Source organism: Perlucidibaca aquatica, assembly GCF_001676655.1.
GTDB lineage: Bacteria > Pseudomonadota > Gammaproteobacteria > Pseudomonadales > Moraxellaceae > Perlucidibaca > Perlucidibaca aquatica.
Genome location: NZ_LZDB01000003.1, coordinates 25,972 through 45,201, shown reverse-complemented (window position 1 = coordinate 45,201; position 19,230 = coordinate 25,972). Strand labels below are relative to the sequence as shown.

The window sequence follows — 19,230 nt, the reverse complement described above, 5'->3', positions numbered from 1 at the left end:
GGGCACTGCGACTGCCGCCAAACTCTTTAACCCTATAGGCCAATCTCGCCAATGTAATGCGCGCGTCGTCATAATTTGTAGCCCCACTCCACTGCTCTTACCGCCGCCTGCGTGCGATCGCCTAGCCCGAGCTTATGCAAAATTCGTTCAACATGGATCTTCGCCGTTCCCGTCGCAATACCTAATTGCTGTGCAATTTCGGCATTACTTAAGCCACGCGGCAGTAACACCAGTACTTGCTGCTCACGTGGCGTCAACTGGGCCATGGCCGTTGCCGCCGCACGTCGTGAACTTTTAGGTTTGCTGGGGTTTGGCCGCTGAATAGCGCCGGCGATTAAGACCCCAAGGGCCTGCATCGTAGCGATATCGTCGCTCGTTGGTAGGATGTTGCTGCCATCAGAAATTATGGCCAGCAGGCCTTGAGAAGCATTCGTTAAGCGCAACGGCAGTAACAACTCCAGGGCTACTTTTGCCGCCGCGCCTAATCGTAAGCGACTTTCAATATGCTCGCGCAACAGGGGTTGATGAGGCGACTGCATCACGTTTGCGAGCACGCCGCCCAACAAAACTCTCGCGCCCACCGGCAAGACATTGCCCTGAGCAGCCACCACGCTTAAGCCACCCGGCTCTAGACTTAAAATAACGCCACTGTCGGCAGCAAGGTGGCGAACGGCCAAGCCCAGCACCTCTGCCAGTGCGATCTTTACATCCGGCGCATTGGCTAAGGCCAAGGCACTGGACTCGAGAAGTCTTAGCCGGCTGGCCTCACTTTCCTTGCCACGTAGTTCGTTACGTAGCGCTCTAACAGAGCCATCTTGCATAGGTAATGCTCAATCAATATATGCCATATAGCAGATATTAATATATGCCAATGGGCAGACTAAAAACCAGTGTGCAGCATGAACAATCATCTCAGTCCACTTCTGGACGGATGACTCTGGAGATATCCCATGTTGAAGCAAATTAGCTCTCGTAAAATTGCACTTGGACTGGCCTTAACAAGCAGCCTTGCTTTGACTAGCCCCGCACTGGCCGATTCAACAAACACCCGTCATACCGGTAATTCAGCTCCCGTTGTCAGCGGCAATATTACCGAAGCCGACGTTTTATCTGCCCAAATCGCTTGGGGCAATGCGTTAGTCAAAATTGCTAGCGACTATGAGTCGGGTGGAATTGCAAAAGCAAAGGCAACTGCTGGCGCCGTTATTGATGCCGCTTATGGTTACCAATACGGTCCGGTGCTGTTTAAACCTACGCTAACCACTGCACCGCAGACCTTTCGCACAACCCGCGAAGGCGCACTTGCCTACTTTGTTGGCGACAACAAACGCTACCCCCAAGACAGCGGCTTTGCGCTGAAGGGATGGCGTTCGGCTGAGATTCGTAATGTCGCCATTCAACTCCATGGCAATACGGCACTGTCCATGGGTAACGTCTTGCTCACAGACAAGACCGGCAAAGTCACGACCGTTGATAAAACCTGGGGTTATGTGCGCGATGACAAAGGGGCGTTACGAATCGTACTTCATCACTCATCTCTTCCCGTAAAACCTTAAGTCAGGAGTGTTGAATCATGCATCGTATGGCAAGAGGATATTTGGGTGTATTAGCAAGTCTTTGGCTTGGAATTTCAGCTGCACACGCGAGCAATAGTACTGAGCCCATTCTGAAGCTTCCCGCTAGCTCCATGCAGCCTGCCAAGTCGAAAAGCTTTGTAGTTAACGAGGCGCTAGGGCGTGCTTGGGTGGAGGTCGATTTTTATCACGCGTTAAGTGAAACATCAGACCACTATCGTGTAGCAATTCCCGGTCTGCGCTACGACAAAGCTCAATCGCAAGTGATCTTTGAGAGCGATGACAATCGCTTTGTTTGCGCCACGGTTGTCACTTCAGGCTGGGGGATTTTTAAACAAAAGCAGGTGCAACCGACCGGCAATTGTGAGCTAAGTCACCGCTACGTAAAAAAGGCAGTAGACAATGGTTTCACGGTGGAGCAAATCGAGCAGTTTGAAGTGCACTTTAAACCACAGAAATCGGATGCGACTTAATACGAGATTAGGTCGCATTGGACGATAAGCTTGTTTTAGACCGGCAGAATAGCGTGAAAACCTTGACAGGCCGCGACTCGAAAACTAAGATTCGCGGCCTCTTGGCTACGTAGCTCAGTCGGTTAGAGCACAGCACTCATAATGCTGGGGTCGCAGGTTCAAGTCCAGCCGTAGCCACCATCTTTGCACTCCCACCCATGGGTTGGCGTTTGCGACAAAAAGGTCAGCCCCCATGCTGGCCTTTTTTGTTTTTGAGCCTAGCGTTATGAAGCCACTCTTAGCGTTATTCCTAGTCCTGTTCTGTAGCCTTGCACCCCCGGCCTACGCCACATCGGTGCTCAATGGCCGAGTCATCCATATTGCGGATGGCGACACGCTGACCCTGATCGATGCTGATTATCAGCGCATCAAAGTCAGGCTGGCTGAAATTGATAGCCCGGAAAAAGCCCAGCCCTATGGCCATCGCGCCAAACAGCTTTTGGTGTCGCTGGCATTGAAAAAGACGGTAGAAGTCACCGTGATCGATATTGATCAATATGGCCGCATCGTGGGCCAAGTTCGAGCAGATGGGGTTGATATCAATGCGGAAATGGTGCGCCAAGGAGCGGCTTGGGTTTATCGCCGCCACTTAAAACGACCAGCGCTACTACTCGACGAGCAGGAAGCCCGAAAGCAAGCGCTGGGACTTTGGGCACTACCAGAGCAGGAGCGCATGCCACCTTGGCAGTGGCGGCACTTACAACGCCAATCCAAAGCCCCCTAGGGAGTAATTACTCGATGGTATCGGCGCACTCGGCTGCGCTGGGCTCAATTTTGCAGCGAATCTTCTTTAAGAGACTCATCATTTTCGGATGGTAAAAGCCATCCTTGGTGAGCTGAATCCGCGCTTCTCGCATCATCAGCGTGTATTTTTCTTTATCTACTTCGCTCAAGTCCAGCCAGTACTTAGCGGGAATTCCGTCTTCCGCTTGCTTAATCGTGGCATCTGCGCGATCCAATTGCGTGAGCACAAAGCTACGCGACTTCTGACCAAAGCCCGCGGGGAATCTCTCACTGCGCACAATCATATGGCCCGTGAGCTGAATTAACGGGAATCGGTAAATCGCTCCCGTAGTGCCCAGCCCTTTGTACATTTCAAACGGTTTATAGGCGATGCCCGGGGCCGCCACTATATCGACCTGACCATTATTAAATTTGGTGGTGAAGTTGGTGATGTCTGAAGAGACAGGTTGTGCCCCTAGCTGTTGCACGAGTTTTGCTTGCGACTTATCAAAATCCAGTACCGCAATTTTTTTGCCTGCCGCTTTCTCGATGGAGTTAATGCTGCGATCTCGCACAAAAACATAGGCCGCCCCTAGCGGAAAAACGCCGACAACTTCATAAGCACCACTCTTCATATTAGCTTCGCTTTGCGGACTCGCTAACACCTGAAGCACGGTGCGCAAATGCCGGTATGAAGGCACGGAACCAATGGAATCAATACTGCCGACATAATTGTTGTACTGGCGGCCACGCAGCCCCGTGATTGCCACGCCATCACACTGCCCTGCCTTGAAATCCTCGGATGCCACGCGTTCGTCGGTGTAGGCCTTTAAAACGATACTGACACCCCATGCCTTAGCAGCCAGCGCATAATCTTTAGCAAACGCGAAGCCCGGGCCTTGAGCGCCCGTCGGGTCATAAACACAAAAGGTTTGAGCCTGGGCCTGTGCTGCCAAGGTGACACCGAGGAGAATGGCTGCTGCGTTAATTTTCATCCCAGATTCCTTCTCGTTTATTTTTATTTTTTGGCGAAATGCAGCTAAAACTTGAACAGCAGACTATTCCATACCGTAAACAAACCCAATAGGCTCGACTCACAAGTCATCCAGAGAGATTTCAACTATGTACCGTTTATTTGGCATGGAAGTTTCACCCTATTCCGTCAAGGTCCGCGCCCTGCTCCGTTTCAAGCAATTGCCCTTCGAGTGGGTGCTCCGGTCGCAAGCTAACGAGGCTGAGTTTCGTGAGCACGCCAAGGTTCCTCTGATTCCCTTATTGCTTACCCCTGGCGGCGCCATGCAAGACTCCACGCCCATGCTCGACTACCTCGAAGCAGCGCACCCCAGCCCCAGTATTCGCTTAGCGGACCCGGTGTTGAACTTTTTATCCAATGCCCTTGAAGAAGCCGCAGACGAATGGCTGGTGAAGCCCATGTTTCATTATCGCTGGAACTATGAAGCAGACCGAATTGATGCGGGGATGCGTATTGCCACCGCTAGCGTGCCGCCCGGCGTCGATCCGAGCAAGTTTGCCACCTTAATTAGCAATCATTTGATGACGCGAAGCGCGCCTTTGGGTTGTACCGAGGCCAACAAGCCCCTGCTCGAACGCTATTTACAGGAAAGTGCTACGCGACTTAATGCCCATCTGGCATCGCGCTCGTTTATTTTTGGCGAGCAACTCAGTGCTGCCGATCTGGGATTGGGCAGTTTGTACTACGAACTTTATAGCGACCCCACGCCGCGCTCACGATTACAGCCTTTCACCCACTTAGCCGCGTGGGTGGAGCGCTGCATGACTCCTGCAGGGCTGGGCCAAGGAGCCTGTGAAGGCTGGGAGAGCCTAGAAAGCACGTTGCTACCGGTGCTTGAACATGAACTTGCCGCCACCTACTTACCGTGGGCCAGGGCCAATGCTGCCGCATTGAGTCAGGGAGCGGACACGCCCTTCTCAGTCAATTTACAGGGCCATGACTTTGCACAACCCGCGCAAAAGTATCCGGCCAAATCATGGCACAACCTGCAAGCGGGATATCACGCGTTAAGCGACGCAGATCAAGCCTGGGTAGCCCAACGAGTCGGCGCGCTTTAAGTCAGTTTTTTTCAAAAAAAAGGGCGGCTAGCGCCGCCCCAAGAGGGTACTGCATGCATCTGCGTTCAGCGAACGCGGGGTTGATCGCCCGTGAGGGCGATCGGCGCAACTAAGCTCTAGGCTTAGGCAGCGCGCTGTTCGCCCTTAGCGACCAGCTCAGCAAATAACTTCTGTACGTCAGCCAGCAGCTTTTCAACTTCGGCTTTAGCGTCTACAGCCAGAACCTTGCCCTTCAGTTCTACAGCCAGAGCCTTCAGCTCTTCTGCTTTAGCGTTCAGGTCGAGAGCCTTGAGGCCTTCTACTTCAGCTTTAACATCTACAGCTTGCAGCTTGGTCTTGAGTTCGAGAGCCTTGGCTTTCAGTTCTTCGCCCTTGGCGTTGAAGTCAATGGCTTGCAGCTTTTCGCCTTCAGCCTTCAGTACTTCAACCAGACCCAAACCAGCCATTGCAGCCTGACGGCCAGCGGCCTTTACACGAACAACGATATCCTGGTTGTCAGCAACGAGGTTCTTGAGTTCACCCATTTTTCATCTCCTTAACGAGGTTGGAAAATCTTGAATGCACTCAGCGACGGCGTCGTTGATGTCTGCATCCTTGGAACGCATCTTATGGAGGGAGATCAAAAGGCAGGCAATAAATTGTCAGACAATAAAACAAGGTGATTAAACTATTTGTGACTCATCGTTCACTTTTTCGGCATTGCACCAGAAAAAGTGAACGGGAAACAGAAAAATTCTGTTTCCCGCCAGTGGCTTACTTCGCAGCTTCGATGGACTTAAGAATTTCTTCTTTAGCTACGTCTGCGCCTTCCCAGCCCGTGATTTTGACCCACTTGCCTGGCTCCAGATCCTTGTAGTGCGCAAAGAAATGCTCGATTTGCTTGAGCAGCAGCTCGGGCAGGTCGGTGTATTCCTTCACGTGCTTGTACAGTGGCGTGAGCTTGTCGTGCGGAACAGCGATCAGTTTGGCGTCAATGCCAGACTCATCTTCCATCTTCAACTTACCAACCGGGCGGCAGCGAATGACGGCACCTGGCACCACCGGATACGGCGTGACTACGAGCACGTCGAGCGCATCGCCATCTTCCGACAGGGTGTTTGGGATATAGCCGTAGTTCGCCGGATAGAACATGGCGGTGCCAACAAAGCGGTCAACAAAGAGCGCATCGGCATCCTTGTCAATTTCGTACTTGATAGGGGCGTGGTTGGCCGGAATTTCGATCACAACATAAATGTCGTTAGGAACATCTTTGCCGGCAGGAATCTGGTTGTAGCTCATGTCTAGGCCTCAGGTGCAGGGTGGTAGTTGCTGCGCATTATAGCGTCAGTCAGCGCACTTGGGCGCTCAGACCATCGCCAAGTTGCGTCAGCCGTCATCCGTTTCTTTGCATGCTGTGATACAAATCAAGCCTGAGGAGAAACAGTCACTATGCACGGTATTGAATCCATCGCTTTTCTTTTGGGCATTGCACTCATTGTGGTGCCACTGGCCAAGCGCAGCGGCCTGCCGGCGGTCATCGGCTATTTACTTGCCGGCATTTTGATTGGGCCACATGTCTCCGGCTTCATCGAGAATACGACCGTCGTGGTCGAAATTGCTGAATACGGCGTGGCCATGCTGCTGTTTTTAATCGGACTAGAGCTAGAGCCCAGTCGACTATGGGTACTAAGGCGCTCTGTTTTTGGCCTGGGTGGCCTCCAGGTGGTCGTTACCACCGTGTTGCTCGGCGGCATACTCTGGCTATGGGGCGAAAGCCCAACGGTCAGCCTCATCGCCGGTGCGGGTCTGGCGATGTCCTCAACGGCGTTTGCCCTTCAGTTACTGGCCGAAAAAAATCAGCTAAGCGCCCGTCATGGCCGACAAGCGTTTGCTATTTTGCTTTTTCAAGATTTGGCCGTAATCCCTTTGCTAGCGCTAATGCCGCTGCTGGCCACAAGTGGTTCCGCAGAGCACGACATCCCCAATTGGGGCCCCGTTCTATTGGCATTCGCCGGCCTTATTCTGGCCAGCCGCTTTCTCGTGCGACCCGCCTTCCGCTTCATCGCAAACAGTCATACACCCGAGCTGTTCACAGGTACCGCGCTCTTCATTATCGTGGGCGTGACTTGGCTGATGGACTCCATCCATCTCTCCATGTCGCTAGGCGCATTCTTGGCGGGAATGTTGCTAGCCGACAGTGAATATCGACACGAACTAGAAGCTCAAATCCAACCGTTTAAAGGGCTCTTGCTCGGTCTATTCTTTATGTCGGTGGGCATGACCGCCAACCTGCCCCTGTTAACCGAAAAGCCCCAGTGGATCATTTTGGGCGCACTCGGCTTGATGCTTGCTAAGGGACTAATATTGGGTCTCTTAGGGCGCTGGCATGGCAACGACCTGCAAACCTCTATTCGCCTAGGCGTCACGCTTCCGCAAGGTGGGGAGTTTGCATTTATTGTGTTTACCAGCGCTGTCGGCCTCGGGCTGATGTCATCCACCTTAGGCGAGAGCCTCGTACTCATTGTCACGCTCTCGATGGCATTAACACCTATTGGTTTTTGGCTCTTAGAGCATGTTCTGGAAACGCATTGGAATGGGCGCGAAGAACGCAAGTTTGATTCACTCGAGGACATGCCAGAGCATGAGGTCATCATTGCCGGCTTTGGTCGTGTCGGACAAATCATCGCCCGCGTTTTGCGCGTCCATCGAATTCAGTTCGTCGCCTTGGAAAGCAGCGCACGCCAAGTCGACTTTGTGCGTCGATTCGGAAATCCCGTCTTCTACGGCAAGCTCGATAATTTGGCATTGCTAGAGGCCGCTGGCGCTGCAAAAGCAAAACTAATGGTACTCGCCATCGACGATGTTGAAGAGTCGCTACGCACGGCGCAAATCGTTCGCCACTACTTCCCTAAACTACCAATCTTCGCGCGAGCTCGCGATCGCATGCATGCCTATCGACTCATGGATCTCGGCATTAATGTGGTGCATCGTGAAACCTTGGGTACCAGCTTAGAAATGGCCAGAGATGTCTTAATTAACATTGGTTTTAACAAGGTTAGTGCTGACCTGAGCGTTAACCGATTTAGAGAGTATGACGATCAACTCATGCTAAGACAGCAAGCGATTTACAAGAACGAATCGGCATTGGTGGAGAGCGCCAAACAGGCCATGCGTGAATTAGAGGGGCTCTTTGAGAGTGATAGTCGGGCGGCCAAAAAGACAAAAGAGGCTCCTTCTGAACCACCCTCAGTAACCCCTTCAGAGCCACCTAAGGATTAGTCAGTAGCGACTTAACTGTACGAATTTTAATGCAAAAAAAGGCCCGCTCATGGCGGGCCTCTTTCATCTCACCGACAGCTTACTTCACATAGAAGGTTTGCAGCGGCGGGAAGCCGTTGAACTCTACCGAGCTATACGAGTTCGTGTACGCACCCGTGGTCATCCAGTACAGGCGATCGCGCGGCGCCAAGCTCAGCGGCAGGTGGTAGCCAACATTCTCGTACATGATATCGGTGGAGTCGCAGGTCGGGCCGGCAAGCACCACACTGCCTTCCTGGTTGCCATGCTCGTCCATCTTTTCCGTGTAGATCGGGTACTTGATCGACTCGCCCATGGTTTCCATGAGGCCTTGGAACAAACCAACATCAGTGTAGACCCAGCGCTTCAAGTCGGTACGCGACTTGCGCGAAATCAGCACCACTTCCGATACCAGTACACCGGACTCACCCACCAGCGAACGACCCGGCTCAAGAATGATTTCCGGCACGTCATCACCGTAGTCATCGCGCAGGTAGCGGTTGATTTCTTCGGCATAAACTTGAATCGGGTTAACTTCGGAAATGTAGTTGGCCGGGAAGCCGCCACCGAGATTGATCATCTTCAGCGACACATCTTCTTCGAATTTCATCCAGTCGAACATGTATTTCACTTTCGACAGCGCCGCATCCCAAACCGCGATGTCTTTCTGCTGCGAGCCGACGTGGAAGGAGATGCCGTAAGGAATCAGGCCTTGGTTCTTGGCCTGCACCAGCAAATCAATGGCCATGTCCGGGTGGCAGCCGAACTTACGCGACAGCGGCCATTCGGCGGTCTCACCGCCTTCTACCAAGATACGCACGAAAATTTTCGAGCCGGGCGCGTATTCCGCAATGTTCTGCAAATCCGCTTTGGAGTCGGTGGCGAACAGGCGGATGCCTTGCTCGTAGGCCCACTTCACATGTGCGGCCTTCTTAATGGTGTTGCCGTAAGACACACGGTCCGGCGAAACGCCACTGTCTAGCACCTTGCTGAGCTCAAACTTCGACGCACAGTCAAAGTTGGAACCGAGGTCGCGCAACAGCTCAATCACTGGCTGACCCGGGTTGGCCTTCAGCGCGTAGTGCACTTTTGCGGCAGGAAAGCAGGTTGTTAACTCAACATACTTTTGTTTAATGATTTCGAGGTCGACGACGAGAAACGGCGTTTCCTTCTCATCAGCCAGCTTTTTGATCTTCGCCCACTCGGCATCGGAGCAGTAGTCAGAAAGGCGCATGTGCAAATATCCCAAAGGTCATGAAAAAGACAAAAGCCCCTAGCTCGACTGTCGCACAACGGTCACTAGAGGCTCATTCGGTGTCAGGTTGCTGCGCTGCTCGACGGCTTGTTCGCCCTGGCTCTGACGCGGCGAAGGTTAAAGCCAAAAGATGACACAATCAAGAATGCAGGGGGCTACCGAAAAATATTTCTGCCCCCGCCTTCCAGCGCATTACAGGTTATTTTCCGCGTACTCGGCCAATACCGAGCGTGGCGAACCCTCTAATTGGATATGACCGCCATGAGCAAAGCCTTTAAAACGCTCGCACATATAGGTTAATCCCGAACTTGTTGGCGTCAGATACGGCGTATCAATCTGAGCCAAATTGCCCAGACAAATCACCTTCGAACCCTCGCCGGCTCGAGTAATAATGGCCTTCATTTGATGCGGCGTGAGATTTTGACATTCATCAATCAAAATCAGGGCACGTTGAAAGCTACGACCGCGAATGTAGTTAAGTGCCTTAAATTGAATGTTGGCGCGCTCCTTTACATAGGCGATGGAGCCCTTGGGGCTTTCGTCGTGCAAATGCAGCGCTTCAATGTTGTCGCTAATGGCGCCCAGCCACGGATCCATTTTTTCTTCTTCAGTGCCTGGCAAAAAGCCGTGCTCTTCCGCCAGCGGCGGGGTGGAGCGCGTTGCAATAATTTTATTAAAGCGTTTTTCCTCAATGCTCTGCTCGATCGCCGTTGCCAGCGCCAAAATCGTCTTACCCGATCCCGCCGGCCCCGTTAATGACACCAAATGAACCGAGGGATCGCGCAATAAATCCAGCGCCATGGCCTGATGAATATTGTGTGGCCGCAGCCCCCACACTTCCTGATTCATCAATCGCTCATGGCTCATATTACGCAACACAATCTGTTCGGCACTGACAGACAGAACGCGTCCAATAAAGCCCTGTTCATCCACCACAAATTGGTTGGCGAACACGGGGGCATCCCAATCTTCACGCCGTAAATAATGCCGAGTTTCGCCAATGGCCTGAACGGTTTCTACCCCGCTGAAGCGCTCCCAAAATGAGCCTTCAAATTCGGCATAGCCTTTAGAGAGCTGCTTTACATCCGACACCAACTGGTCGTTGGTGTAGTCCTCAGACGCCAACCCGCAGGCCCGCGCCTTTAAGCGCATGTTGATGTCCTTGGTCACTAACACGATACGCGTCTGCTGATCTGCTACCTGCAGCGACACCAAGAGATTGATGATTTTGTTGTCGTTGAGGGAGTTCGCTAAGGTCTGTACGCCACCCTCAGGCTGATCCATCAGCACCGACAGCGTGCCCAAGTACTTGCGCTCAGCATCGCGCCAAATCGGCACACCCTGCCGAATCTGCTCCGGCTCGGCCGAGCCCAGCACACGATCAATCATGCGGATAGCCGCACGGCACTCTGCAGAGACGGAGGCCTTGCCGGACTTGAGCTTATCCAGCTCCTCTAACACGGTCATGGGAATAAGAATTTGGTGTTCTTCGAAGTTCAGCAGGGCGTTGGGGTCGTGAATCAGGACGTTGGTATCAAGGACGTAGGCTTTGCGACGGGTATCTGCGGGGCGATCGGTCATGCGCAAACCTCCAAAGGGGGGGATGCGTCGCAGCGCTTTTTGCTAGCGCCTCAGTCAACGCATAAGGCCTAAGCTACTCCAAGCTCTTGAGGCTTAAAAGCCCACGGCGCTCATTTATCCAACAATTAAATAGACAGCAGACAGGCGGGCGATAATCCGCCCTTGAGTAGCACCACACCCGCCTCACTCGCGAAGTCTCGCGGCACATAATTACGCGCCGGCATATCTGCAGGCAGCAACCGCCACTGACGATAAACTTCCGCGACCAGCTCACTGCAGAAGCCTCCTTTCTGAAAGGCCAGGCCCTGCTCACCCCTAACCCAAAAGCTCAGGTGTTGGCGCACAAAGTTACGGTAGGGCTTTGCTTGCCAGGCCAGCATTAACTCATCCAAGCGATGACGCGCTTGCGCATCAGTCACCACGCCCTGTAAGCGACGCACGGCAACCAAGCCCTGATATCCGGCTACGCGATCGTCCAGAGACACCAACTGAACCCCATCAAAGGCACAGCCCTGAACAATGTCCTGGACTTTACTGGCTCGTGTAGCCTCCCAGAGCAGTGGTGTTTGCGGGTGCTCCGGCAAGCGCACAACCAAGCCAACATGTGACCAGCGGCTGCCGGTAAAACCACGCACCAAGCGCGCGGCCCACGATCGTCCCGAGAAAAGCACGAGGTCGCCGGTTTTTAGCTGCTCACGCAACTGGGCGTAGGGCTGCGACGGCATGACAACCGGATCATTCACGGCCGCATGCCACGAGAAGGTCAATGCAGTTCTTTTCATGACGCGCAGTGTTACCAGCCGGCATGACAGTCCTGCGGCGAGGCCAAGTCAGAGCCATGAAGTTTTTATGACGGATGCATGACAAGTCTTGGTTACCAAGCCAATGCGCCCTAGAATCCGCACACCCCAGTTGCAGCGCAGTGCGCAGGAATCGTTTCAATGAGTCAGTTCGACAATGTCAGCGTAGTGAAGAAGTCCAATGTGTATTTCGATGGCCGCTGTGTCAGTCACAGTGTCTTGTTTGCCGATGGCAGCAAGAAAACTATCGGCGTCATTTTCCCGTCTTCGTTAACGTTTAATACCGGCGCACCGGAAATCATGGAAGTGATTGGCGGTCGCTGCCGCGTTCAGCTTGCCGGCGAAAGCACTTGGCAGGAGTACGCCACCGGTCAATCGTTTAGCGTGCCCGGTAACTCCAGCTTTCAAATTGAAACGCTGGAGCTCCTCGATTATGTCTGCCACTTTGCCTGAGAACCGCTATGTTTGAATGGATTGCCGACCCGCAAGCGTGGGTCACCCTTGCTACCTTAAGCCTGCTCGAAATCGTGCTGGGCATCGACAACATTATTTTCTTGACGATTTTGGTCAATAAAGTGGAAGCCTCAAAGCGGGCCGCCGCTCGGTATTTCGGCCTTGCCTTGGCCATGGTGTCGCGTATCGCCTTGTTGCTGTCGATTACCTGGGTCATGCGTTTAACGGAGCCTTTAATTACCGTCGCCGATGTCGTCGTCACCGGTCGAGACTTAATTCTTATTGGCGGCGGCCTCTTCCTGCTGTGGAAAAGTGCTACCGAAATCTTCGACGCTGTTGAGGGTGAAAGCACGGAAACGCAGGCCACCACATCTGCCGCCGCGGTGAGCTCGAACTTTGCCGCCATCATTGTTCAGATCGCGATCATTGATATTGTGTTCTCGCTAGACTCGGTCATTACCGCCGTGGGCCTGGCGCAAGACGTCGAAATCATGGTCATCGCCATCATGCTCTCGGTTGCTGTGATGATGTTTGCCGCCAAGCCGATTGGTGACTTTGTTGATGCCCACCCCTCCGTTAAGGTGTTGGCACTGGCCTTCTTGGTTCTGGTTGGTACGCTGTTGATTGCGGAAGGCTTCGGTCAGCACGTAGACAAGGGCTATGTGTATGGCGCGATGGCATTCTCGGTCGCTGTTGAAGCACTCAACATCCGCATGCGTAAGCGTCGGGCGCTGAAGTAATCGCGGTTAAGTGATACGGGGCAGGCCTTGCGCCTAGCCCCGTATCGCTTGCACGCTGGCATAGCCAGCAAAGGTCAGCAGTAGTGATCCCGCAACATGCAAACTGATGTGCCAGAAAGCCGGCCCGTAGAGCTGGCGCTGCAGCAGGCTTACCGCCTCTATCGAGAAGGTGGAAAAGGTGGTTAGGCCGCCCAACAAGCCCGTAATCAGCAGCAGCCGCACAGGCTCTGACAGCGCCGCGCCAACGCTAATAAGCGCCGCCAGCACCCCAACTAAATAAGCCCCCACCCAGTTCGCCACCAAGGTACCCAGTGGCAATGCTGGCCAGATCGCATTAAGCCCTAGCCCCAAACTCCACCGTATCAATGCCCCAATAGCCGCGCCAACGGCTACTGCCAGCGCATTCACGCCACTACTCCGGATTTTTCCCGCAAGGCCGCCAGTAGTTTTTGATGAATGCCACCAAAGCCGCCATTACTCATAATCACCACCGCATCACCGGGGCGAGTCTCAGCAACAAGGCGCGCCACCACGGCGGCCACATCCGACGCCACTTGCGCGGGCACAGGGCTATCCGCCACGACGGGAGCTAAATCCCAATCTAAACCGCTGGGCTGATACCAGATAACCTGATCCGCTGCCGCCGCCGAAGCCGCCAGCCCGTCCTTGTGCGCACCCAAGCGCATGGTGTTAGAGCGCGGCTCAATCACGGCCCAAATGCGCTGCTGACCTACACGTCCTCGCAAGCCTTCTAAGGTGGTGCGGATCGCCGTGGGGTGATGAGCAAAGTCGTCAAAGACGGTCACGCCATCCACTATGCCAAGCTGCTCCATGCGACGCTTAACGCCGGGAAACGCCGATAACGCGGCAATCGCCACCGTGACTTCAACGCCCACATGCGCCGCCGCTGCTATCGCAGCTAAGCCATTACGGACGTTGTGGAAGCCGGTCAGTGGCCAGTTCACTGACCCATAGCATTGGCCTTGATGCCAGATCGCGTAAGAGGAGCCATCTTGCGTAAGTGCCTCAGCTTGCCAGACCGGCGCTGACGCTCCCGTTTGGGCTAGGCCAGACATGACCAACGCCATCGTGGCTACCGGCGTCCAGCAGCCTTTCGCAATCACCTCATCAAGCGCCGGCTCATCGGCCGGCATCAGGATTTGGCCCTGGCCCGGCACGGTGCGAACCAAGTGATGAAACTGCTTTTGGATGGCCGCGAGGTCATCGAAAATATCGGCATGGTCAAATTCAAGGTTATTCAAAATAGCCGTGCGCGGCGCGTAATGAACAAACTTCGAGCGCTTATCGAAAAAAGCCGAGTCGTATTCATCTGCTTCCACAACAAAATATTGGCCGCCACCCAAGCGGGCGCTGGCATCAAACCCCTGCGGCACGCCGCCAATTAAAAAGCCGGGCTGCAATCCGGCCTGCTCCAGCACCCAAGCCACCATAGTGGTCGTGGTGGTTTTGCCGTGCGTGCCGGCAACGCCAATCACATGCTTGCCTTGCAGCACCTGTTGCGCCAACCACGCCGGCCCCGAGGTATAGGCAATGCCTTCATTCAGAACATATTCCACCGCGGCGTTACCGCGACTCATGGCGTTACCAATGATGACCAGATCAGGGCGCGGTTGAAGATGCTCGGCAGCATAACCTTCCATAAGGTCAATACCCTGAGCCGCTAGTTGCGTGCTCATGGGCGGATACACACTGGCATCACTGCCGCTGACTTGATGCCCTAAGGACTTCGCCAGTACCGCCAGCGAGCCCATGAACGTACCGCAGATGCCGAGAATATGAATGTGCATGATCAAGTTCCTTGCGGCGGCGCGGGGATGAGTTCAGGGAAGAATTGCAGCGTCAGCAGCATGACAATAAACAAAGGCACTAATGCCAGCAATACCCCTTTCCAACGCGGAATATCCAAGCTGTGCTGATAAACAAAGCCGCGTGCAGACAGACTCCACAAGGTCATGACCACCTGCACCATCGCCGCCAGCGTGATAAAGACACCGCCGCCTTGAGCTAACAGCATGGCCAGTGGTGCGGCCATCAGCGTAATTAAGGTATCAACCAAAACTAACGCCATAAAGGACTGCACCCAACGATTGATCCACTCGCGCCGCTGCAGCAGGAACGCTAGCCACAGGGCTTCGGCACCCATGGCCATGGCAGATAGGGCCACTACCGGCTTATCGGTATTGCTGTCGCCGCCCAGCGTTTGCAATGCAAAACTAATCAATAAATTGAGCGCCACTAAAGGCAGTAATAAGCGCGGTGCATAAGGCAGGGCATCGGGGCCCGCGCGAAAACAGATCACTTGCCAACCCATCGACAAAACAGCTTTCATCACACACTCTGCGTAGTATTAGGCCGCGTGATTCTCGCAAAGACCCGCGCCGCCGTCACTCGATGATTTGCACAGAAATGCCCCGGAGTTAGTCTAATGCCCCTCGAACGCGAACCCATGCCGACCAGCTTTAAGCCGTTTTGGCGCTTTCTCTTCCTGTTGTTTTTGCTGACCTTGGCCATCGCGGCCGCCTCTGCCATTACTGGCCTTGCCCTGACCGCCTGATTATTGGAAAATGCGCGGTTTTCCACCCACTCGGCACGGACACCATGAGCACATCTCGCGACAACTGTGAACAGCCTCTCGTTGGCATCATCATGGGCTCCCAATCCGATTGGGCCACCATGGAACATGCCGCCAATACCTTGCGGGATTTAGGCGTGGCGTTCGAAGCCGAAGTCGTTTCCGCCCATCGCACCCCCGACAAGCTCTTTGCCTACGCCGATGCAGCCATGGGCCGTGGCATTCAGGTCATCATCGCCGGGGCCGGCGGCGCAGCGCATTTGCCCGGCATGTGCGCGGCCAAAACGTCACTGCCCGTGCTCGGTGTGCCAGTGCAATCGCAAGCGCTGAACGGCCTGGACTCCTTGTTATCGATTGTTCAGATGCCAGGTGGTGTTCCGGTTGGCACACTCGCCATTGGTAAAGCCGGCGCCATCAATGCGGCCCTGTTGGCAACACAGATTTTGGCGCTGAATAATCCCAAGCTGCGTCTAGCCATTGAAGCCTTCCGTGCGCGTCAGACAGACACGGTATTGGCCAACCCTATTCCGGGCGTGACCGGCGTATAACTTGAGGAATCGGACATGAGTCTGCGCATTGGTGTACTTGGCGGCGGCCAGCTTGGTCGCATGATGGCGTTGGCGGGCTACCCGCTAAACTTGTCATTTGCCTTCTTCGACAAAGCCGTGGATTGCCCCTCTGCGGCATTAGGCCCACGCTTTGGCGATGACACCTATAGCGAAGCCAGCCTGCAAGCGTTTATTGATAGCGCCGATGTCTTCACCTACGAGTTTGAAAATATTCCCACGGGCTGGGTCGAGGCCATCGCCAAAAGCAAGCCGGTTTATCCCGGGGTGAAGTCCTTGGCGGTGTCGCAAAATCGTCTCAACGAGAAACAGCTGTTTTCTGCGTTAAATATTCCTTCGGCGCGCTACCACGAAATTCGTGCTGAATCGGACTTGAACGATGCGGTCGCCGCACTGGGCCTACCCCTCGTGGTGAAAACCGTCACTGAAGGTTATGACGGCAAAGGTCAGTTCCTACTGCGTGATGCCACGCAAATCTCTGCGTGCTGGCAAAAACTGGGCGCTCATGTCCCGCTAATCGCCGAAGAGTTTATTCAGTTCAAGCGTGAGCTCTCGATCATTGCCGTGCGCGGCCAAGACGGCGCTACGCTATTTTATCCGTTGGCAGAGAACCATCACCATGGCGGCATCCTCAGCCACTCCATCGTGCCCGCGCCCCATCTCGATGAAAATACGCAGCTCACCGCTGAGCGCTATATCTCGTCGATTTTGCGCGAGCTCGGCCATGTTGGTGTGCTCACGCTGGAGTTGTTTGAAACACGTCACGGCTTGATGGCTAACGAGACTGCGCCACGTGTGCACAACTCCGGTCACTGGAGCATTGAAGGCGCACACAGCTCGCAATTCGAAAACCATGTGCGTGCCGTGGCCGGCCTACCTTTGGGCTCGACCCGTGCGGAAAAGCCCAGCGCCATGATCAACATCATCGGCAAGCACCCCAGTGCCCATGATGTGCTGAATGTCACCGATGCCCACTTGCACCTGTATGGCAAAAGTGAGCGCGACGGTCGGAAGCTAGGCCATATCACCGTCACCGCCGACTCGTATCCAGAGCTTGAAATGCGCATGAGCCGATTGGCTGAAGTGCTGCCCAACCCCATGGCATTAAACTTATCGCGCTAAGCCTTGGCGCGGAGCCCCTGAATGAATTGCGCCGCCCCAATGTCCTTGGCCGAGCTTGAATCGGCGATCACCCTAGTGCCGGACTTTCCTCAGCCCGGCATTCTGTTTCGTGACATGTCACCGCTCCTAGCCGAACACTTCAGCGCTACGGTGCAAGCGCTGCAAGCACTGCTCACTCCGGAACAATGGAATGGCATTGATGCTTTAGTGGGTATTGAATCTCGCGGTTTTTTGCTCGCCGCCGGTCTGGCTCAGGCGCTGGGTAAGGGCGTGATTATGGTTCGCAAACCCGGAAAGCTACCTCCTCCCGTGTTCCGTCAGCGCTATGCACTGGAGTATGGGGAAGACACGCTGGAAATGAATGCCACCGTGAGTCCACGCCGCGTGCTGCTAATCGACGATGTGTTAGCCACCGGCGGCACCTTAGGCGCCACAGAAGCACTTTGCCTTCAAGCTGGGCATGACATTAGTGGCGCTGTGGTATTGATCAACCTAGCCGCGCTGAACAACTATCAATGCCAAGGCAACGCCCCTTTATCTTTGTGGACTTATTGAGACAAACCGCATGAGCAAGCCGCTTTTGGTACTGGCCCTAGCGCAAGAAAACGCTAACAACCGTTTGGATAGTCTGGGCTTTGAGATTCTCTATACCGGCGTGGGCAAGGTGAATGCCGCCATTGCCCTCATGCAGCGACTGGCGCAGGGCGACACGCCTAGCCTAGTCATTAACGCTGGCTCCGCAGGTTCACACACCCTAACAGCGGGCCAAGTGGTTGTAGCCACTCAGTTTCATCAGCGCGATATGGATGCCACCGCCATGGGCTTCGCGTTAGGCGAAACCCCTTTCGAAGCCCCCATTGTGCTGAGCAATGGCTTACCGGTCTCCGACTTCCAACAGGTTACCTGCTACACCGGTGATAGCTTCGTGACGGCCGCTCACCCACAGCTCACGCTCGACACCATCGACATGGAGGCGTATGCGCTGGCGAAAGTCTGCCATCAGCAGCAACAGCGTTTTGTCTGCCTCAAATTCATTACCGATGGTGCCGACGGTCAAGCGGCCAACGACTGGGCCAGTGCGGTCATCCTTGCCGCAGATCAATTAGCCGATGCTGTCCACCGGTGCGTGGCTGAGCACGCCCGCTAAACCGACCCATTAGCATCATTTTTGGCAACAATGTGTTGTCTAATTGAGGCTTTAAACGAAACACTCAGACCACTAAGCTGACCTCCTACACCCAACCGGAGGTCGTCATGATCACACGTCGCCCTAGCGATGAGCGCGGCCAAGGCCAGTTTGGCTGGCTTCAGGCGCGCTATAGCTTTTCATTTTCTGGGTATTACGACGCCAAGCACATGGGCCACTCTGTCCTGCGCGTGATTAACCAGGATATCGTTCGTGCCAAATCAGGCTTTGGTCAGCATGGCCATGACAACATGGAAATTCTGACCTATGTTCTCAGCGGCACACTGAGTCATCGCGACACCCTAGGCAACATTGCCGACATCACCGCTGGCGAGTTTCAACTCATGAGCGCCGGTACCGGCATTGAGCACAGTGAAATGAATCGCGGCGATGTGCCAGTGGAGCTACTGCAAATATGGCTGCAGCCGAATGTCCGCGACCTGGCTCCTCGCTATGCGCAAAAAAGCTTCGAGCGCACATCAGGACTGACCTGTATTGTCGCCCCAGATGGCGAAGCTCCTGAGGCGCTACCCATACGCCAAGATGCCCGCATTTATCGCGGCATCCTGTCTACCCATGAGCAGCTGAGCCAAGCGCTTCATGAAGGTCGCAAGGCCTGGCTTCAGCTCATCTCCGGCCGTATACGCGTGAATGGGCAACTGCTCATGGCCGGTGATGGCGCCGCCATACACGATGAAACTGAACTGACGTTGCAGGCCGAAGACGACAGCGAATTCCTCTACTTTGATCTACCGTGA

The 19,230-nt window shown here is 54.4% G+C and carries 23 protein-coding genes and 1 tRNA gene; 14 read left to right on the top strand and 10 right to left on the bottom strand.

The features are described from left to right. Positions 1-68 precede the first annotated feature (68 nt). Positions 69-821, bottom strand: coding sequence for a helix-turn-helix transcriptional regulator (locus tag A8710_RS12455; protein WP_068860926.1), 753 nt, complete (start codon positions 819-821; stop codon positions 69-71). A gap of 129 nt (positions 822-950) precedes the next feature. Between A8710_RS12455 and A8710_RS11435 the strand changes: the two genes are divergently transcribed. From A8710_RS11435 to A8710_RS11420, 4 genes are all read left to right on the top strand, one after another. Beyond that, complete coding sequence (locus tag A8710_RS11435) at positions 951-1,556, top strand: phosphoribosyl-AMP cyclohydrolase (RefSeq protein ID WP_068860924.1); 606 nt, start codon at positions 951-953, stop codon at positions 1,554-1,556. Between the two features lie 17 nt (positions 1,557-1,573). After that, positions 1,574-2,047: a hypothetical protein gene (locus tag A8710_RS11430; protein WP_157686409.1), complete on the top strand. Its 474-nt coding sequence runs from the start codon at positions 1,574-1,576 to the stop codon at positions 2,045-2,047. A gap of 103 nt (positions 2,048-2,150) precedes the next feature. Then, positions 2,151-2,227, top strand: a tRNA-Met gene (locus tag A8710_RS11425). Between the two features lie 85 nt (positions 2,228-2,312). Further along, positions 2,313-2,810, top strand: coding sequence for a thermonuclease family protein (locus tag A8710_RS11420; protein WP_068861065.1), 498 nt, complete (start codon positions 2,313-2,315; stop codon positions 2,808-2,810). A 7-nt stretch (positions 2,811-2,817) separates the two neighbouring features. Here the strand turns inward: A8710_RS11420 and A8710_RS11415 are convergent, their stop codons facing one another. After that, positions 2,818-3,804 carry a putative solute-binding protein gene (locus A8710_RS11415; protein WP_068860919.1) on the bottom strand — a complete coding sequence of 329 codons (987 nt, stop codon included), beginning with the start codon at positions 3,802-3,804 and terminating at the stop codon, positions 2,818-2,820. A 127-nt stretch (positions 3,805-3,931) separates the two neighbouring features. On the opposite strand from A8710_RS11415, the gene A8710_RS11410 reads away from it, so the two are divergent. Further along, complete coding sequence (locus A8710_RS11410) at positions 3,932-4,900, top strand: glutathione S-transferase family protein (RefSeq protein WP_068860917.1); 969 nt, start codon at positions 3,932-3,934, stop codon at positions 4,898-4,900. Positions 4,901-5,022: 122 nt separating this feature from the next. On the opposite strand, the gene A8710_RS11405 is transcribed toward A8710_RS11410, so the two are convergent. Then, positions 5,023-5,424 carry a hypothetical protein gene (locus A8710_RS11405; RefSeq protein WP_068860915.1) on the bottom strand — a complete coding sequence of 134 codons (402 nt, stop codon included), beginning with the start codon at positions 5,422-5,424 and terminating at the stop codon, positions 5,023-5,025. 229 nt (positions 5,425-5,653) lie between these two features. Next, positions 5,654-6,178: an inorganic diphosphatase gene (gene ppa, locus A8710_RS11400; RefSeq protein ID WP_068860914.1), complete on the bottom strand. Its 525-nt coding sequence runs from the start codon at positions 6,176-6,178 to the stop codon at positions 5,654-5,656. 150 nt (positions 6,179-6,328) lie between these two features. Here ppa and A8710_RS11395 point away from each other — a divergent pair, with 150 nt between their 5' ends. Further along, on the top strand, positions 6,329-8,158 hold the full coding sequence (locus A8710_RS11395) for a monovalent cation:proton antiporter-2 (CPA2) family protein (RefSeq protein WP_068860911.1): 1,830 nt from the start codon (positions 6,329-6,331) through the stop codon (positions 8,156-8,158). A 79-nt stretch (positions 8,159-8,237) separates the two neighbouring features. Here the strand turns inward: A8710_RS11395 and A8710_RS11390 are convergent, their stop codons facing one another. The 3 genes from A8710_RS11390 to A8710_RS11380 form a co-directional block, all read right to left on the bottom strand. Then, positions 8,238-9,416, bottom strand: a complete 1,179-nt coding sequence (locus A8710_RS11390; RefSeq protein ID WP_068860909.1) for a type III PLP-dependent enzyme — start codon at positions 9,414-9,416, stop codon at positions 8,238-8,240. A gap of 207 nt (positions 9,417-9,623) precedes the next feature. Next, complete coding sequence (locus A8710_RS11385) at positions 9,624-11,012, bottom strand: PhoH family protein (protein WP_068860908.1); 1,389 nt, start codon at positions 11,010-11,012, stop codon at positions 9,624-9,626. A gap of 125 nt (positions 11,013-11,137) precedes the next feature. Continuing rightward, positions 11,138-11,794, bottom strand: coding sequence for a C40 family peptidase (locus tag A8710_RS11380; RefSeq protein WP_157686408.1), 657 nt, complete (start codon positions 11,792-11,794; stop codon positions 11,138-11,140). A gap of 159 nt (positions 11,795-11,953) precedes the next feature. Here A8710_RS11380 and ppnP point away from each other — a divergent pair, with 159 nt between their 5' ends. Continuing rightward, the gene (gene ppnP / locus A8710_RS11375; protein ID WP_068860904.1) at positions 11,954-12,265 is read left to right on the top strand and encodes a pyrimidine/purine nucleoside phosphorylase; all 312 of its coding nucleotides are present in this window, start codon (positions 11,954-11,956) and stop codon (positions 12,263-12,265) included. A gap of 8 nt (positions 12,266-12,273) precedes the next feature. After that, a complete protein-coding gene (locus tag A8710_RS11370; RefSeq protein ID WP_068860902.1) occupies positions 12,274-13,005 on the top strand; it encodes a TerC family protein in 732 nt (243 codons plus the stop codon). Between the two features lie 33 nt (positions 13,006-13,038). Here A8710_RS11370 and crcB read toward each other — a convergent pair whose 3' ends face one another. The 3 genes from crcB to A8710_RS11355 are packed head-to-tail and all read right to left on the bottom strand — an operon-like array spanning position 13,039 to position 15,355. After that, positions 13,039-13,413, bottom strand: coding sequence for a fluoride efflux transporter CrcB (gene crcB, locus A8710_RS11365; RefSeq protein ID WP_068860900.1), 375 nt, complete (start codon positions 13,411-13,413; stop codon positions 13,039-13,041). Further along, positions 13,410-14,813, bottom strand: coding sequence for a UDP-N-acetylmuramate:L-alanyl-gamma-D-glutamyl-meso-diaminopimelate ligase (mpl, locus tag A8710_RS11360; RefSeq protein WP_068860898.1), 1,404 nt, complete (start codon positions 14,811-14,813; stop codon positions 13,410-13,412). The genes crcB and mpl overlap by 4 nt, the downstream gene beginning before the upstream one ends. Positions 14,814-14,815: 2 nt before the next feature. After that, the gene (locus A8710_RS11355; protein WP_068860897.1) at positions 14,816-15,355 is read right to left on the bottom strand and encodes a hypothetical protein; all 540 of its coding nucleotides are present in this window, start codon (positions 15,353-15,355) and stop codon (positions 14,816-14,818) included. A gap of 96 nt (positions 15,356-15,451) precedes the next feature. Here A8710_RS11355 and A8710_RS12500 point away from each other — a divergent pair, with 96 nt between their 5' ends. The 6 genes from A8710_RS12500 to A8710_RS11330 all read left to right on the top strand — a co-directional run bounded on the left by A8710_RS12500 (position 15,452) and on the right by A8710_RS11330 (position 19,230). Next, positions 15,452-15,580, top strand: coding sequence for a hypothetical protein (locus tag A8710_RS12500; RefSeq protein WP_264753544.1), 129 nt, complete (start codon positions 15,452-15,454; stop codon positions 15,578-15,580). A gap of 44 nt (positions 15,581-15,624) precedes the next feature. Next, entirely contained in the window at positions 15,625-16,146 is a 522-nt protein-coding gene (gene purE, locus A8710_RS11350; protein ID WP_068860895.1) for a 5-(carboxyamino)imidazole ribonucleotide mutase, read from the top strand. A 15-nt stretch (positions 16,147-16,161) separates the two neighbouring features. After that, complete coding sequence (locus tag A8710_RS11345; RefSeq protein ID WP_068860892.1) at positions 16,162-17,286, top strand: 5-(carboxyamino)imidazole ribonucleotide synthase; 1,125 nt, start codon at positions 16,162-16,164, stop codon at positions 17,284-17,286. A gap of 21 nt (positions 17,287-17,307) precedes the next feature. After that, positions 17,308-17,841, top strand: a complete 534-nt coding sequence (locus tag A8710_RS11340; RefSeq protein WP_068860890.1) for an adenine phosphoribosyltransferase — start codon at positions 17,308-17,310, stop codon at positions 17,839-17,841. A gap of 10 nt (positions 17,842-17,851) precedes the next feature. Further along, positions 17,852-18,433 carry a 5'-methylthioadenosine/S-adenosylhomocysteine nucleosidase family protein gene (locus A8710_RS11335; protein WP_068860889.1) on the top strand — a complete coding sequence of 194 codons (582 nt, stop codon included), beginning with the start codon at positions 17,852-17,854 and terminating at the stop codon, positions 18,431-18,433. Between the two features lie 107 nt (positions 18,434-18,540). After that, positions 18,541-19,230, top strand: a complete 690-nt coding sequence (locus A8710_RS11330; RefSeq protein ID WP_068860884.1) for a pirin family protein — start codon at positions 18,541-18,543, stop codon at positions 19,228-19,230.